This is a genomic window from Rhizobium sp. WYCCWR10014 (assembly GCF_001657485.1).
GTDB lineage: Bacteria > Pseudomonadota > Alphaproteobacteria > Rhizobiales > Rhizobiaceae > Rhizobium.
Genome location: NZ_LXFU01000045.1, coordinates 151049 through 165170, shown reverse-complemented (window position 1 = coordinate 165170; position 14122 = coordinate 151049). Strand labels below are relative to the sequence as shown.

General features: G+C 58.9%; 16 protein-coding genes and 2 pseudogenes. 13 read left to right on the top strand and 5 right to left on the bottom strand.

What is annotated here, in order from left to right:
* Positions 1 to 128: 128 nt before the first annotated feature.
* A complete protein-coding gene (locus A6U98_RS24750) occupies positions 129 to 1472 on the bottom strand; it encodes a tyrosine-type recombinase/integrase (RefSeq protein ID WP_197496438.1) in 1344 nt (447 codons plus the stop codon).
* Between the two features lie 223 nt (positions 1473 to 1695).
* Here A6U98_RS24750 and A6U98_RS24745 point away from each other — a divergent pair, with 223 nt between their 5' ends.
* The 7 genes and pseudogenes from A6U98_RS24745 to A6U98_RS37815 all read left to right on the top strand — a co-directional run bounded on the left by A6U98_RS24745 (position 1696) and on the right by A6U98_RS37815 (position 7088).
* Positions 1696 to 1935, top strand: a complete 240-nt coding sequence (locus A6U98_RS24745) for a GIY-YIG nuclease family protein (RefSeq protein ID WP_064653582.1) — start codon at positions 1696 to 1698, stop codon at positions 1933 to 1935.
* Positions 1936 to 2427: 492 nt separating this feature from the next.
* Positions 2428 to 3357, top strand: coding sequence for a TauD/TfdA family dioxygenase (locus A6U98_RS24740; protein WP_064653580.1), 930 nt, complete (start codon positions 2428 to 2430; stop codon positions 3355 to 3357).
* A 244-nt stretch (positions 3358 to 3601) separates the two neighbouring features.
* A complete protein-coding gene (locus A6U98_RS24735) occupies positions 3602 to 4630 on the top strand; it encodes an NADP-dependent oxidoreductase (protein WP_064653578.1) in 1029 nt (342 codons plus the stop codon).
* A gap of 161 nt (positions 4631 to 4791) precedes the next feature.
* Complete coding sequence (locus A6U98_RS24730) at positions 4792 to 5745, top strand: sulfonate ABC transporter substrate-binding protein (protein ID WP_064653577.1); 954 nt, start codon at positions 4792 to 4794, stop codon at positions 5743 to 5745.
* A complete protein-coding gene (locus A6U98_RS36265; RefSeq protein ID WP_348627441.1) occupies positions 5745 to 5963 on the top strand; it encodes a 2-oxoglutarate and iron-dependent oxygenase domain-containing protein in 219 nt (72 codons plus the stop codon). The genes A6U98_RS24730 and A6U98_RS36265 overlap by 1 nt, the downstream gene beginning before the upstream one ends.
* 60 nt (positions 5964 to 6023) lie before the next feature.
* On the top strand, positions 6024 to 6872 hold the full coding sequence (cysE, locus tag A6U98_RS24725; RefSeq protein WP_064653575.1) for a serine O-acetyltransferase: 849 nt from the start codon (positions 6024 to 6026) through the stop codon (positions 6870 to 6872).
* An 18-nt stretch (positions 6873 to 6890) separates the two neighbouring features.
* Positions 6891 to 7088: pseudogene (locus A6U98_RS37815) on the top strand (GIY-YIG nuclease family protein).
* A 55-nt stretch (positions 7089 to 7143) separates the two neighbouring features.
* Here the strand turns inward: A6U98_RS37815 and A6U98_RS36260 are convergent.
* Positions 7144 to 7380, bottom strand: a pseudogene (locus A6U98_RS36260) (DUF2798 domain-containing protein).
* Positions 7381 to 7618: 238 nt separating this feature from the next.
* Here A6U98_RS36260 and A6U98_RS24715 point away from each other — a divergent pair.
* Together A6U98_RS24715 and A6U98_RS24710 are read left to right on the top strand one after the other, a co-directional pair.
* Positions 7619 to 8341 carry a YoaK family protein gene (locus A6U98_RS24715; protein WP_064653734.1) on the top strand — a complete coding sequence of 241 codons (723 nt, stop codon included), beginning with the start codon at positions 7619 to 7621 and terminating at the stop codon, positions 8339 to 8341.
* Positions 8342 to 8513: 172 nt separating this feature from the next.
* Positions 8514 to 9299, top strand: a complete 786-nt coding sequence (locus A6U98_RS24710) for a YdcF family protein (protein ID WP_064653573.1) — start codon at positions 8514 to 8516, stop codon at positions 9297 to 9299.
* 3 nt (positions 9300 to 9302) lie between these two features.
* On the opposite strand, the gene A6U98_RS24705 is transcribed toward A6U98_RS24710, so the two are convergent.
* Both A6U98_RS24705 and A6U98_RS36255 read right to left on the bottom strand, forming a co-directional pair.
* A complete protein-coding gene (locus tag A6U98_RS24705; RefSeq protein ID WP_064653571.1) occupies positions 9303 to 9776 on the bottom strand; it encodes a hypothetical protein in 474 nt (157 codons plus the stop codon).
* Positions 9773 to 10015: a hypothetical protein gene (locus tag A6U98_RS36255; RefSeq protein ID WP_082933983.1), complete on the bottom strand. Its 243-nt coding sequence runs from the start codon at positions 10013 to 10015 to the stop codon at positions 9773 to 9775. Before A6U98_RS36255 ends, A6U98_RS24705 begins: the two co-directional genes overlap by 4 nt.
* On the opposite strand from A6U98_RS36255, the gene A6U98_RS24700 reads away from it, so the two are divergent.
* Positions 10014 to 10649 carry a trimeric intracellular cation channel family protein gene (locus tag A6U98_RS24700; protein ID WP_064653569.1) on the top strand — a complete coding sequence of 212 codons (636 nt, stop codon included), beginning with the start codon at positions 10014 to 10016 and terminating at the stop codon, positions 10647 to 10649. The two genes, A6U98_RS36255 and A6U98_RS24700, sit on opposite strands and share 2 nt — an antisense overlap.
* A 58-nt stretch (positions 10650 to 10707) precedes the next feature.
* Here the strand turns inward: A6U98_RS24700 and irrA are convergent, their stop codons facing one another.
* Entirely contained in the window at positions 10708 to 11127 is a 420-nt protein-coding gene (gene irrA / locus A6U98_RS24695; RefSeq protein ID WP_064653567.1) for an iron response transcriptional regulator IrrA, read from the bottom strand.
* Between the two features lie 301 nt (positions 11128 to 11428).
* Between irrA and fabA the strand changes: the two genes are divergently transcribed.
* Genes fabA through fabI form a run of 3 tightly spaced genes read left to right on the top strand, consistent with a single transcriptional unit; the run spans position 11429 to position 14037 of the window.
* Positions 11429 to 11944: a 3-hydroxyacyl-[acyl-carrier-protein] dehydratase FabA gene (gene fabA, locus A6U98_RS24690; protein ID WP_011649939.1), complete on the top strand. Its 516-nt coding sequence runs from the start codon at positions 11429 to 11431 to the stop codon at positions 11942 to 11944.
* Positions 11945 to 11989: 45 nt separating this feature from the next.
* Entirely contained in the window at positions 11990 to 13222 is a 1233-nt protein-coding gene (fabB, locus tag A6U98_RS24685) for a beta-ketoacyl-ACP synthase I (RefSeq protein WP_012759646.1), read from the top strand.
* Between the two features lie 8 nt (positions 13223 to 13230).
* Entirely contained in the window at positions 13231 to 14037 is an 807-nt protein-coding gene (fabI, locus tag A6U98_RS24680; RefSeq protein WP_064653565.1) for an enoyl-ACP reductase FabI, read from the top strand.
* The last annotated feature ends 85 nt before the right edge of the window (positions 14038 to 14122 follow it).

Here is a 14122-nt window from a genome sequence, read left to right as displayed (position 1 = left end):
TGAGGCTCCTTACGGCTCACTAGGAATGAACGCAAAGGGACGCTAGTCGTGCCCAAGCAAAGCTGCAAGGTTCCTGTTCAGGCTGCATCTGTGGATTGCTGCGGAAGAGGCGCGGGTGGCATTTGAGATCAGCAACTCCGTGGCAGCACCACGGCCCCGACACAATCCCTCATCTGCTTCTCTGAGGCTCCCTGCGTATAGACGCCGAAGGTGATGTCCTTCTTCTTGTCCGAGACGTGGCCGACGACATCCTTCACCGTCTCCACTGTCTGCCCTGCATGTCGGGCCTGAGTGATGAACCAGCGGCGCGCTGAATGGAAGTTGACGAGGCTTCTCCGCTTACCCGGCCGCACGTCATCGACCTTCAGGTGTTTTCGGTAGCGATTGAAACGCTTCCCGAATGTGTCACCGGGGTCGCGCTCTTCGCTCAGCTCGTGAAACAGCCATTCCTTCGGCTGCTTATCTCTCGTGCGGCGGGCGATGATCTCTAATAGGTCAGGATGAATCGGCACCTTTCGGGCTGCTGAGCGGGTCTTCCCTTGCTGAATGTCGAAGATGTCATCGTGGACTTCCTCAACCCAAAGCGTCAGCACTTCTGCCATCCTCATCCCAGACAAGCAGGAGATACGCAGCGCGTCAGCAATCTGTTGTTGGTGGTCATTGTCCATGCCATGGGGATACTCCGAGTAAAGCAGGGTCTTCAGCTCGGCTTCAGTGAAGGGCCGCTCGCCTTCATTGTCCCCCCGCTCGACCCTTCTACGCCCGCTAGCCACTTCCTGCCCGAGCCAGGGGTTATCTTCAGCAGTCCCCGCCACGTGGCCGCGCTTGATCAGGTATTCCCAATAGCCGCGAAGAGCTGTCATGTGCTTCTTGGCGGTGCTTCTGTCCATTGGCTCGACGATCTCGGTCACATAACGACCGGCAGCCTTGCGGGTGATATCGGGAAGCCGGTACTTCTCCCCCATGCACCAGCGAGCAAAGCGATTGATTAGGCCCCGCCGCTCGTTGGTTGTCTTAGGGGCAAGCTTGATTGCTGATAGGTAGGCATCAAGGTAGTGGTCCACGGGGTGGTCGCCAGCAACGGCTCTTGTGAAGCGTTCGCGGGCTTTTCCTCGCAAGCTGTCGGCTTCGGCCTCTGCGGCCCATACCGCATCCTCGGCTGCCTCTCCGCCCTCGGTTAGTGCCTCGGCGATAGCCGCCTTGGACAGCTCTCCTCTAAGCTCTGCCAGCTCCTCGCTGGTGCTGATGACCTCTCCCGTCTTGACGCGGGCAAACAGCGCCCGAACCTCTGGCTCAAGCTTATCTCGCCTCGCGATCGCTACCTTGATGTCCCCAGTCTCCAAGCTCTGAAGGTACATCGTCGTGCCGTTGAAATAGCTTCGACACGCCTGGGGGATGGCTATTCGAAACCACCAAGTCTGCCCCTTTAGATCAAGCAGTCGCTTGGACCCCTTATTGCTTTTCCCTGCCATTCTGACCAATCATTCTGACCAATGATGACCGGTAATTACCCTTATATTCCAGTTGCTTCAAGGGGTTGGCGGTTGAAATCTTCGATCCCGCTTAGCTCCACCAGCCTACGCTCTTCGAGCTTCGGCTCGGCAAGCCGAAAGGCTTGACCGGACGAGCGCGAGAAGGAAGCGGAGGCTGCCGCGCCGAAGTTGCGAAGCAACATAGGCGGGCTATGATCCTTCCATGAAGTATGTCTACATTCTCCAGAGTGTCGAATTTCCGGATCGTTATTACGTTGGCGTGACGAGTGACCTGAAGTCGCGCCTAGCGAAGCACAACGCCGGGGAGGTCTCTCATACCTCGAAATACGTCCCTTGGTCTCTCAAGACCTATCTCGCTTTCTCCAATGAAGCGCAGGCCTTTGCTTTCGAGAAATATCTGAAGTCGGCGTCGGGCAGAGCATTCGCAAAGAAAAGACTCTAACCGCCCACGCCAACTCCGGGAGGCCGCTTGCGTAGCCCGCCGGCGCCTCGCGCTCTTCACATCTTGACAAAAAAAACAGCCGTCAAACGCTTCACCACCGCCAGCACCAATAGCAGAACGGGAAAAGCGATGGCCCAGGAGCGCGCGCCCATGCGGAGGGCCACATGGCAAGGGCAGGCGCGCTCAGGCCTTGTGCTCTCACGATGCTGAATGAATGAGAGCCCTCGCAAGGCACCCACGCGCAAGCCGCTTGGCGATGGAAAGATGCATCGCTGAAAGCCCCAAGTGAGAATTCACCGGCAATAAGAAAATATCGAAGGCGGCTGTTTCGGGTAAACAGGCAAAATTAGAATATTTTGTCTATTGATTTTATGGATTATAGCGTCCCATAGCCCTGTCGATTTCAACATTGAGATTTTCGAACGCCCGGCGGATGCGTCGTTGGGCGCATGTGACTTGCCGTCTTCTTCCAAGATCAAACAGGAGATATCCATGAGCAATCCAGTTCTCGTCAATCAGATCATTCCCGAGTCCGATGTCGTGCCGCTGACCGGCCGCGTCGGAGCCGAAATCAGGGGTATTCGCCTCGGCGGAGACCTTTCGGACGCGACGGTCGCAGCCATCAACCAGCTTCTGCTGAAACACAAAGTCATCTTTTTCCGCGATCAGGACCATCTTGGCGATTCCGAACAGGAAGCCTTCGCGCGCCGCTTGGGCGACCTTGTGCCTCATCCAACTCAGGGCCCGGTGGCCGGCACGGCTTCCATCCTCAATCTCGATTCCAGCCGCGGTGGCGGCAGGGCGGACCAGTGGCACACCGATGTCACCTTCGTGGATGCCTATCCTAAATTCTCGGTCCTTCGCGGCGTCGTCATTCCGGCGGCTGGAGGGGATACGATCTGGTCCAACACCCATGCCGCATACGAAAGTCTGCCAGCATCGCTCAAATTGCTGGCGGACAATTTGTGGGCCATTCACAGCAATGCCTATGATTACGCAGCCGTGCGCCCTCGCGCCACTGCTGACGAGAAGAAGCATTTCGAGGAAGTTTTCACTTCGACCATCTACGAGACCGAGCATCCAGTCGTGCGTGTCCATCCCGAAACCGGCGAAAGATCGCTGCTGCTCGGCAATTTCGTTCAGCGCCTCGTCGGCTTGTCGAAGAGCGACTCCACGAAACTCTACGAGGTCTTCCAGTCCTACGTTACCGCCCCGGAAAATACCGTGCGCTGGCACTGGAGAGCCGGCGACGTCGCAATCTGGGATAATCGCGCGACCCAGCACTACGCTGTCAACGACTACGGCGACCAGCACCGGGTCGTGCGCCGCGCCACCGTCGACGGCGACGTCCCCGTCAGCGTCGACGGCCGCCGCAGCGTAACCCACGTCAAGGCCGCCAAGCCGAAAGCAAAGGCCGCGTGAGCGCGGCCGGACTAAAAACCACCATGAAGCTTCATATCGCGCGGTGCTTACCGCGCTACTCGATCGGCGAACGCGCGTCAGAAACGGCGAACTGAGCGCGGTCACATTTCCAGCCATGCTGGTTGTGAACGGGCGCCAGCGACGCAACCAGGGGGTGCGCCGGGACGGTCCAGATAGCGAACGCTCAGTTGGCTAGAAGCAAATTCCTGATACACCAAGGAAAAGTCCGAAGAGGAGCACACCCATGGCTGGTCAACCCGTTACCACCCGCATCGTCCTTGCATCGCGCCCATCCGGAAAGCCGGTGGCTGCGAATTTCTGGCTCGAGCGGGAGACGGTTCGCGATCTCGCCGAGGGCGAGGTTCTTCTCAAGACGCTTTATCTTTCCCTTGACCCCTACATGCGGGGCCGCATGGACGACGCCAAGTCCTATGCCAAGCCGGTCGAAATCGGCGGTGTGATGGAAGGGGGCACGGTTGCGCAGGTCGCGCGCAGCCGCAACACGGCGTTCAAGGCGGGGGATATCGTCCTCTCGCATTCCGGCTGGCAGAGCTATTCGATTTCCGATGGTACAGGCTTGCAGAAGCTCGATCCGGAAACCGCACCGATCACGACAGCACTCGGCATTCTCGGAATGCCCGGCTTCACGGCTTATGCCGGACTTCGCAATATCGGCAAACCCAAAGCCGGGGAAACACTTGTGGTCGCCGCAGCGAGCGGCGCGGTTGGCTCGGCAGTTGGGCAGATAGCAAAGATTTACGGTGCGCGTGTTGTCGGAATCGCAGGCGGGTCCAAGAAATGTGAGCACTTACGCCAGGAGCTCGGCTTCGATGTCGCGATAGATCATCATTCGAGCGATTTTCCGGCACAAATCGCAGCCGCTTGTCCGAACGGAATCGATGTCTATTTCGAGAATGTTGGTGGCCACGTCTGGAGCGCGGTGTTTCCATTGCTGAACGACTTCGCACGCATACCGGTCTGTGGGCTCATCGCGCATTACAACGAAACATCCTCTGTCTCGAGCGGACGTGATCAGCTTCCTGCGGTGATGCGTGCCACCCTGCGGAAAAGCCTCACCATACGAGGCTTCATACAGCGCGAATTTGCCGACCAGCGTGCCGACTTCTCCCATCAGGCCGGAGCGTGGATCTCCGAAGGGCGGCTCAAGTACAAGGAAGATATCGTTGACGGACTTGAAAACGCTCCAGAGGCTTTCCTTGGCCTCCTGGAAGGGAAAAATTTCGGAAAGCTGATCGTGCGCGTCGCGCCCTGAACACAGCCTTGGCGTTGTCGATTTCCCGGCGCAGTTCTTTTTGCTCACGGTAGAAACAGAACAAAAAAGCGAATCCCGAAGAAGCGCACACCGGAGCACGTATATTCTATGAAAAATATAGAGACGCTTTAATTTGGTCTCGTCTTATTCCGGAGGGTATGATGAAGATCACAAGGCGAGCTTTTACTGCAGTGGTGGCGGGCGCCATCGCGACACCTTTGACGCATGTTCGGCTGGCCGGCGCCGCTGACAAGGTCGTGCGTATCGGCTACCAGAAATATGGAACGCTGGTGCTTCTCAAGGGCAAAGGCACGCTGGAGAAGAAACTGGAACCCATCGGCTATACGGTTGAATGGACCGAGTTCCCGGGCGGTCCCCAGCTGCTCGAGGCCCTGAACGCTGGCGCTGTCGATTTCGGTTCGACCGGCGAAACGCCGCCGATCTTCGCCCAGGCCGCAAACGCTCCGCTTGTCTATATCGCACACGAGCCGCCCGCCCCGCGCGGCGAAGCCATACTTGTTCCGAAGGACAGTCCCATAAAGTCCGTCGCGGAGCTGAAAGGCAAGAAGGTCGCCTTCAACAAGGGCTCAAACGTCCATTACCTGCTCGTCAAGGCGCTCGAAGAAGCCGGCTTGACCTATGAGGACGTCGAACCATCCTTCCTCGCCCCGGCCGACGGCCGCGCAGCCTTCGAAAAGGGCGCGGTCGATGCGTGGGTTATCTGGGATCCCTTCCAGGCAGCTGCGGAAGTCGCGGTCGAAGCGCGAGAACTCAGAAATGGCGAAGGCATCGTTCCCAATCATCAGTTCTATCTCGGCACCAAGGCGCTGGTCGACGGCCACGCCGAGGCCATCGATGTCTTGATTGACGCCATTTCCGAGATTGACGAATGGACCAAGTCCGACACCGCGGCTGCGGCTGCGGAGCTATCACCATCGGTCGGCATCCCTGAACCTGTCCTCGTCAAGGCGCTCGAGCGCCAGTCCTATGGGATCAAGAGCCTGGACGACACCGTCGTCGCACAGCAGCAGAGCATCGCCGACACCTTTTTCAAACTCAAGCTCATTCCCAAGGAGGTGACGATTGCCGACGTTGTCCGCAAGGGCAAGGCATAGTGCTCATCTTCCCACCTTGCTCGAGTGAGTTCAGCAAAAAGGATAATGCCGTGACTGCTGCAGCAAGAACGCTTCCGATACTCGATCTCGGGCGTTTTGCATCCGCTCATCCGGGACGAGAGCAAGCGCTGGCGGAGCTTCGCGACGTCAGCCGAACACTCGGATTTTTCTATCTCACCGGACACGGTATTCCGCAGCGGCGGCAAAGATTCCCGTAATTTTAGACCATCTATCGCGGGCCAGATTAACTTAACGTCTGCATGCAGAAGGGAGCTAGCATGACGGTTCCACTGGTTAGCTTGAGCAATCTGTCGACGGAGCCATCCCCTTCGCCTCAGGTCGCCGCGATATGGGAAGCTCTTTGCGCGGAGGCCGTGAATGCTTCGGCCAAGGATGCAGCACTCACGCGCGCCATGAATTCCGCAGTGCTTTATCATGCGAGTTTCGCTCAGGCGCTCGCTCAGCGGGTCGCGATCAAACTGGCCAATCACGACCTCGACCATGAAGAGCTGCTGGCGGTGATTGCGCAGGCGTTTGTCGGCAATCGCAATATTGTCGCCGATGCCGCCGCCGACCTGACCGCAATCAAGGAACGCGATCCGTCGAACACGGAAATCCTGACGCCATTCCTTTACTTCAAGGGCTTTGTGGCTTTGCAGGGACAACGCGTCGCCCACTGGCTTTGGCATCATGACCGCCTCCATTTGGCGCGCCACATTCAGAGCCGAATTTCGGAAGTTTTCGGCGTCGACATTCATCCCGCCGCAAAGATGGGCAGGAGCATCATGCTCGATCACGGGAGCGGCCTGGTCATTGGCGAGACAGCGGTCGTCGAAGACGACGTCTCCATACTCCAGAATGTTACATTGGGAGGGACGGGCAAGGAGACCGGCGACCGGCACCCCAAGGTGCGGCGCGGCGCTCTTATCGGAGCGGGAGCCAAGATTCTCGGCAACATCGAAATTGGCGTCGGCGCCAAGGTGGGTGCAGGCAGCGTGGTCGTAAATGCCGTTACAGCCTACACATCGGTCGCCGGCATTCCGGCGAGGCAGGTAGGCAAGCGCCACTTTAATCTTCCGGGCATTACGATGGACCAGACCCTGTCTGAACCGGAGTATACGATCTAAGGCCTGGGGTAGGCTTGTCTGGGCGAGGTTGGCGGGACGAGTGACGTGAAATCACGCCTGGCAAAACACAACGCCTAGAAGGTTTTGCATACCTCGAAATACGCCCCTTGGTCTCTCAAGACCTATCTCGCTTTTTCCGATGAAGCGCAGGCCTTTGGTTTCGGGAAATATCTGAAGTCGGGCTCGGGCAGAGCATTCGCAAAGAAAAGCCGCTGATCGCCCCACGTCAACTCCGGCAGGCCGCTCTCACAGCCCGCCGGTGCCTCGCACTTCACATCTCGACAATAACAGCCGTCACCCGGTTGACCACCGGCAGCACCAATAGCAGGACGGGAAAGGCGATGGCCCAGGAGAGCGCCCATGCGGAGGGCCACATGGCAAGGGCAGGCGCGGTCAGGCCTTGTGCTCTCACGATGCTGATCGCCGAGACGACTTATGTCATCAGCAGCGAGAGGATGAGCGGCATGACGATCGTATTGTAGCGTTTGGGGAGTTTGCCTTTGGGCATTTTGATCTGCGTAAGGTGCCGATCAGACAATTGCGCAGCGCCGATCGGCGGGTTGCGCTTTGATTGACGTAAACGCTTACGGGGCTTCGATCTGAAGCAACGCCATCTCTATCGCCGAAAAGGTCCCGCCGTTCAAGTCCGCCCCCATCCGCTTCCGATCGCCTTTGCCAATTCCTCAATGAGAGGATGTATGTTCGTTGCTGGTATCTCAGCGATTCGGCTCCAGGACCCTCAGCCAATGACCAGAGCAAGACGCCGCCGCATCATCCGTACCCGACGAACCCTGACCGGGCTCGCCCTCGTCGGCTCGATTTCGTTTCTGGCCGGTATGACCGATGCCACCGGTCTTCTGCTGACCGGCGATTTCGTCTCGTTCATGACGGGAAACACCACGCGGGCGGCACTGGCCTTGAGTGAGGGCAATCTTTATCATGCGGCGGTCCTGATCTCCGCCATCGTCGTTTTCGTGCTTGGCAATGCGGCAGGCATCGTCATCTCTCATGTTTCGCAACGCCGCATTTTCGTGGTGCTCGGCTGCGTCGGTGCCATGCTGGCGCTCGCCTCGATGATGACGGCGCAGAACATGCTGCTCGCGCGGTTCTACATGATTGTTTTTTCCATGGGCATGGTGAACGCCGCCGTCGAGCATATCGACGGCCTGCCGATCGGGCTGACCTATGTGACCGGCGCCCTGTCGCGTTTCGGCCGCGGCATCGGCCGCTGGATCATCGGCGATCGTCGTGTCGAATGGACGATCCAGATCGTGCCCTGGGGCGGCATGGTGCTCGGCGCGATCGCCGGAGCCGTCCTGACGCGGCTGACAGGTGCGCACGCGCTTTGGCTCGTCTCCCTCTTCGCCACGATGCTTGCGCTTGCCGCCATGCTTATCCCACGGCCGCTTCAGCGCCGCTTCAACCAGAAGATCGCGCCGAGGGGATCGGCTATCAAGCGCGCGAAATAAAGCATGTCGCGCAAAAGTGTGCAGCGGTTTTGCGACAACGACATGCGCAAAGCCAAAGACCTAAAGCCTGGTAAGCGAATCTGAAAGATCGCGCCGCGCTTTAGAACCGTCGCATTCCTGTCACCGTCGAATCGGATAGGAAGGACCGCCGCCAATCCCGAAGGAGTGGGTCTTGTTCCTGATTTCGAAGCTTGTCTGGATTTTCGCTCAGCCGCTGTCGCTGGCATTCTTCCTCGTCTTCTTTGCCCTGCTTGCTGGCCTTCTGCGCTGGCGTATTTTAAGTATCCTCGGCGCAGCGGGTTCAGCCCTCATCCTCTTCGTCACGCTCTACACCACGGCCGGCAACCTGCTCATGCAGGGTCTCGAACAGCGCTTCGCAAAGCCGACCGATCCAGATAGCCTGCAATGCATGATCGTGCTCGGCGGCGCCTTCGAAAACGAGGTGAACACGGCGCGCCACGGCATAGAATTCAATGCTGGAGCCGATCGCTTCATCGAAGCCCTGCGGCTGGCGCAGAAATTTCCGCAGTCGCGCATTCTGGTTTCGGGCGGCGACGGCTCCATTTCGGGCATCTACGAAGGCGATGCGGCGGTATCCGAGCGTTTCTTCCCGCTCTTCGGCGTTGGCAGGGATCGCCTGATCGAGGAGAGGCAATCGCGCACGACCTTTGAAAATGCCGTTAACACTAAGGAATTCCTGGCAAGCCAGGGGCTTTCCAACTGCCTGCTGATCACATCGGGTTTTCACATGCCACGCTCCGTCGGCATCTTCCGCAAGCTCGGCATCGATATCGTGCCCTGGCCGACCGATTATCGCACCGACGGCCAGGTGAGGCTCGGGCTCGATTTCACTCAGCCGAACCTCAATGCACAGAACCTGGCGACGGCGATCCGCGAATGGTACGGCCTGGTCGGCTACTATCTCGCCGGCCGCACGTCGGAGCTCTATCCAGGCTGAAAGCTATTTTTTCGAGATGGTGACGAATTTCGTGCCGCGGACGCGTGCCGTCACGATGCAGGGATCACCTTCGGTGCGGTCGCAGAAACGCGGATGCATCTTCATCGCCAGCACCATGTTGCCGAAGCGCTGGACGAAATCGTAGCCATAGATCTGTGCCGTCGCGATCATGAAATAACCGCCCTCGGCAACCTGCAGATAGAAATTATAGGTGCAGCCGTCGTCGTTGCATTGCGGCCCCTTCTGCCCGTCGCAGGTCAGCTGGCCTTCGTTGACCACCGCGTCGATCAGGCCATCATTGTTGATGTCCTGCCGGATGATGAAGCCGTCGGCAAATTCGGCCGTCTTGCACTGCTCCTGGAAATGTTTCTTCTCGTAGATCTCAGGATCGGAAATCAGCGATTGCTGACTGAGGGCGACAGCCGGCATGACAAGCAGCAGGACGATATTCAGAACGGCGAGCACCAGCGTTTTCACGGCTTTCCTCTTTTGGGTAAAGGCTCTGTAGCCTCATGCATATCGTCCAAAAGTGTGCAGCGGTTTTGGGACAACGACATGCATCGAATAAAGACCTTCGCTTTATGACGCCGCCGCCTTGCGCCGCCCTTGCCGCCGTGGTTCTTTCCCGAGAACAGGTAGAGCATGATGTCGTCCGAAAACCGCTCACACTTTTCGGCATCATGCTCTGAAACTTCTGCCGGTTCCGAGGTTCGCATGTCCTTGCTCGTCTATCTCGATTATGCCGGCATTGCGCTGTTTGCCGCGACAGGCGCGCTCGCGGCCTCGCGCAAGCAACTGGACCTGATCGGATTTTTGTTTTTCGCCATGGTGACGGGAACGGGCGGCGGCACCGTGCGCGATATCGTGCTCGGCCGCGTGCCGGTCTTCTGGGTGCTGAACCCCGCCTATATCCTCGTCTGCTGCATCGTGGGCGTCATCGTTTTCTTCACCGCCCATCTGCTGGAATCGCGCTATCGCCTGCTGATCTGGCTGGATGCGATCGGCCTTGCCGCTTATTGCGTGATCGGCGCCGCCAAGGGCCTCGCCGCCACCGGCTCGCCGACCATCGCGATCGTTACCGGCACGCTGACGGCGACCTTCGGCGGCATCCTGCGCGATCTGATGGCAAACGAGCCTTCGGTGCTGTTGCGGCCGGAAATCTACGTGACCGCAGCCCTCATCGGTGCCGGCGTCTTCACGCTCGCCAATGCGCTCGGAATGCAGCTCTATCTGGCGTCTGCCTGCGGCGTCGTGGCGGCCTTTGCCGTGCGCGGTGGAGCCCTGTGGTTCGGCTGGACTTTCCCGACCTACAGGCACAAGCCCGGCCGGCATCCAGACGATGTCATGTGAAGCGACATGCAAAAATAAAGATCTAAAGGGCGTCGCATGACGCGCTTTAGAGGTGTCGTCAGCCCTGCTTCGCCCGCAGGCGGATCACCACGTCGACATGGGCAATCTCCATGCCCTCAGGCGGTTCCGGCAGATTGGCGATCGTCAGGTTGCTGACGGGAATGTCGAGCACCTCGTTATCGCCTTCGACGAAGAAATGGTGATGGTCGGAAATATTGGTGTCGAAATAGGTCTTGGCGCTCTCGACGGCGAGAACGCGGATGAGACCAGCTTCCGTGAACTGATGCAGCGTGTTGTAGACGGTTGCCAAGGACACCGGCACGCCGGCGGCAACCGCCTCCTCATGCAGTTCCTCGACGGTCAAATGCCGGTCGCCCTTGGCAAACAGGAGGTCGCCGAGCGCGACGCGCTGGCGGGTGGGGCGCAGGCCTGCACCGCGCAGCCTTACCTCTATTGCGATCGGGAATGCACCCGTCATCAAAACCAACTCCGGTTATTCTGGCATAAAGCAATCATGTTTCTTTAAGGGGTATAACTTTTGCATCGGAGCCTTTCAATAGTTCAATGGGGACGGGAGCCTGATAAACGCGGCAAAAACGGGCTTTTGACGCAAATAGGTCTGGTCCCAGCCCTAGCCTTCCTGTATGCGACCACCAAATAATGGCGCAAGCCTGGTCCGGGGAGATGAATGAAGCTGCCTTGCTTGTGCTTCATTTTCTGAAGAACTTGGACTACACGTTCACATCCATCGGCTTGACGCGGGGGGAAACAGAAACTTTATGACGACCAGACAGTCCAGCTTCTCGTATGAAGAACTCATCGCTTGCGCACATGGCGAGCTGTTCGGCCCCGGCAATGCGCAGCTGCCCCTGCCGCCTATGCTGATGGTTCACCGCATCACGGAGATTTCCGAAACGGGCGGCACCTTCGATAAGGGCTACCTCAGGGCCGAATACGACGTTCGTCCCGACGATTGGTATTTTCCCTGCCATTTCGAAGGCAATCCGATCATGCCGGGCTGCCTCGGTCTCGACGGCATGTGGCAGCTGACCGGTTTCTTTCTGGGTTGGCTCGGCGAAGAAGGTCGCGGCATGGCGCTTTCTACCGGCGAAGTGAAATTCAAGGGCATGGTCCGGCCACAGACGAAGCTGATCGAATATGGCATCGACTTCAAACGTGTCATGCGCGGCCGTCTGGTCCTCGGCACCGCCGACGGCTGGCTAAAGGCGGACGGCGAGACCATATATCAGGCGGCCGACCTTCGCGTCGGTCTATCGAAAGACAAGACGGCCTGAAACCGCATTTCGAGCGGCTGACGAAAACAACAAAGGTTTGATCAGATGAGACGGGTAGTTGTCACAGGTCTGGGTGTCGTGTCCTCGATCGGAAACGACGCAGCCGAAGTCACCGAATCCTTGCGGCAGGCAAAGTCGGGTATCTCCTTTTCGAGCGATTTCGCCGAACATGGGTTCAAGTGCCAGGTCTGGGGCAGTCCGAAGCTCGGTTCGGCGGAACTTGCCGAACTGGTCGACCGCCGCGCCATGCGCTTCCTGTCGCAGGGCGGCGCCTGGAACCATGTGGCCATGAAGCAGGCACTTGCCGATTCCGGCCTGGAAGAGAAAGACTACGCTCAGAACGAGCGTACCGGCATCATCATGGGCTCCGGCGGTCCGTCCACCCGCACCCTGATCGAAGCCGCCGAAATCACCATTAAGAACAACAGCCCGAAGCGCATCGGCCCCTTCGCCGTGCCGAAGGCGATGTCCTCGACCGCATCGGCCACACTCGCCACCTGGTTCAAGATCCACGGTGTCAATTATTCGATTTCGTCGGCTTGCTCGACCTCGGCACATTGCATCGGCAACGCCGCCGAGATGATCCAGTGGGGCAAGCAGGACGTGATGTTCGCCGGCGGCCACGAGGATCTCGATTGGACGATGTCCAACCTCTTCGACGCCATGGGCGCCATGTCCTCCAAATATAACGACACGCCGGACAGCGCCTCGCGCGCCTATGACGTCAACCGCGATGGTTTCGTCATCGCCGGCGGCGCCGGTGTGCTGGTGCTCGAGGAGCTGGAGCGCGCCAAGGCCCGCGGTGCTAAGATCTACGCCGAAATCGTCGGCTACGGCGCAACCTCGGACGGCTACGACATGGTCGCGCCCTCAGGCGAAGGCGCTATCCGCTGCATGCGCCAGGCGCTCGCCACCGTCAAAGGCGATGTCGACTACGTCAACACGCACGGCACATCGACGCCGGTCGGCGACAGCAAGGAAATCGGCGCCATCCGCGAAGTCTTCGGCTCGAAGATCCCGCACATCCAGTCGACCAAGTCGCTGACCGGCCATTCGCTTGGCGCTGCCGGTGTGCAGGAATCGATCTATTCCCTGCTGATGATGCAGCAAGGCTTCATCGGCGAAAGCGCCCATATCACCGAGCTCGATCCGGAATTCGAAGGCGTGCCGATCGTGCGCAAGCGTATCGACGACGCCAAGATCGACATTGCCCTCTCCAATTCCTTCGGCTTCGGCGGAACCAACGCCACGCTCGTCTTCCAGCGCTATAACGGATAAATAATAATATGACGGGAATCATGCAGGGTAAGCGCGGGCTCGTCATGGGCGTCGCCAACAACCACTCGATCGCCTGGGGGATCTCAAAAGCTCTCGCCGCACAGGGTGCGGAACTCGCCTTCACCTATCAAGGCGATGCGCTCGGCAAGCGCGTCAAGCCGCTTGCTGCCGAGGTCGGCTCGGATTTCGTGCTGCCCTGCGACGTCGAGGACGTCGCCTCGGTCGATGCCGTCGTCGACGCGATAAGCGAGCGCTGGGGCAAGCTCGATTTCATCGTCCATGCCATTGGCTTTTCCGACAAGAACGAGCTGAAGGGTCTCTACGCCGATACGACGCGCGAGAATTTCAGCCGCACCATGGTCATTTCCTGTTTCTCCTTCACCGAGATCGCCAAGCGCTGCGCTCCGTTGATGGAAGATGGTGGTGCCATGCTGACGCTGACCTATAATGGCTCGACGCGCGTCATCCCGAATTACAACGTCATGGGCGTCGCCAAGGCAGCGCTCGAGGCTTCGGTGCGCTATCTCGCCGCCGATTACGGCCCGCGCGGCATCCGCGTCAATGCCATTTCCGCCGGCCCGATCCGCACGCTTGCCGGCGCCGGCATCTCCGATGCCCGCGCGATCCTCTCCTGGAACCAGCGCAATGCGCCGCTGCGTAAGACCGTGACCATCGATCAGGTCGGCAGCTCGGCTCTCTACCTGCTCTCCGACCTTTCCTCCGGCGTCACCGGCGAAATCCACTTCGTAGACGCCGGCTTCAACGTCACCTCCATGCCGACGCTGGAAACGCTGCGCAAAGCGGACGTCGAATAAACACTATCGATTGAAACTCAAAGGCCGTACGCAGATGATGCGCACGGCCTTTTTCTGTCGATAGATCGTATCGAGGCCGCTTGAG

Bases quoted from the DNA above. Each gene is read 5' to 3' on its own strand.
- A6U98_RS24750 (WP_197496438.1), bottom strand. From the start codon at position 1,472: ATGGCAGGGAAAAGCAATAAGGGGTCCAAGCGACTGCTTGATCTAAAG.
- A6U98_RS24745 (WP_064653582.1), top strand. From the start codon at position 1,696: ATGAAGTATGTCTACATTCTCCAGAGTGTCGAATTTCCGGATCGTTAT.
- A6U98_RS24740 (WP_064653580.1), top strand. From the start codon at position 2,428: ATGAGCAATCCAGTTCTCGTCAATCAGATCATTCCCGAGTCCGATGTC.
- A6U98_RS24735 (WP_064653578.1), top strand. From the start codon at position 3,602: ATGGCTGGTCAACCCGTTACCACCCGCATCGTCCTTGCATCGCGCCCA.
- A6U98_RS24730 (WP_064653577.1), top strand. From the start codon at position 4,792: ATGAAGATCACAAGGCGAGCTTTTACTGCAGTGGTGGCGGGCGCCATC.
- cysE (WP_064653575.1), top strand. From the start codon at position 6,024: ATGACGGTTCCACTGGTTAGCTTGAGCAATCTGTCGACGGAGCCATCC.
- A6U98_RS24715 (WP_064653734.1), top strand. From the start codon at position 7,619: ATGACCAGAGCAAGACGCCGCCGCATCATCCGTACCCGACGAACCCTG.
- A6U98_RS24700 (WP_064653569.1), top strand. From the start codon at position 10,014: ATGTCCTTGCTCGTCTATCTCGATTATGCCGGCATTGCGCTGTTTGCC.
- A6U98_RS36255 (WP_082933983.1), bottom strand. From the start codon at position 10,015: ATGCGAACCTCGGAACCGGCAGAAGTTTCAGAGCATGATGCCGAAAAG.
- irrA (WP_064653567.1), bottom strand. From the start codon at position 11,127: ATGACGGGTGCATTCCCGATCGCAATAGAGGTAAGGCTGCGCGGTGCA.
- fabA (WP_011649939.1), top strand. From the start codon at position 11,429: ATGACGACCAGACAGTCCAGCTTCTCGTATGAAGAACTCATCGCTTGC.
- fabB (WP_012759646.1), top strand. From the start codon at position 11,990: ATGAGACGGGTAGTTGTCACAGGTCTGGGTGTCGTGTCCTCGATCGGA.
- fabI (WP_064653565.1), top strand. From the start codon at position 13,231: ATGACGGGAATCATGCAGGGTAAGCGCGGGCTCGTCATGGGCGTCGCC.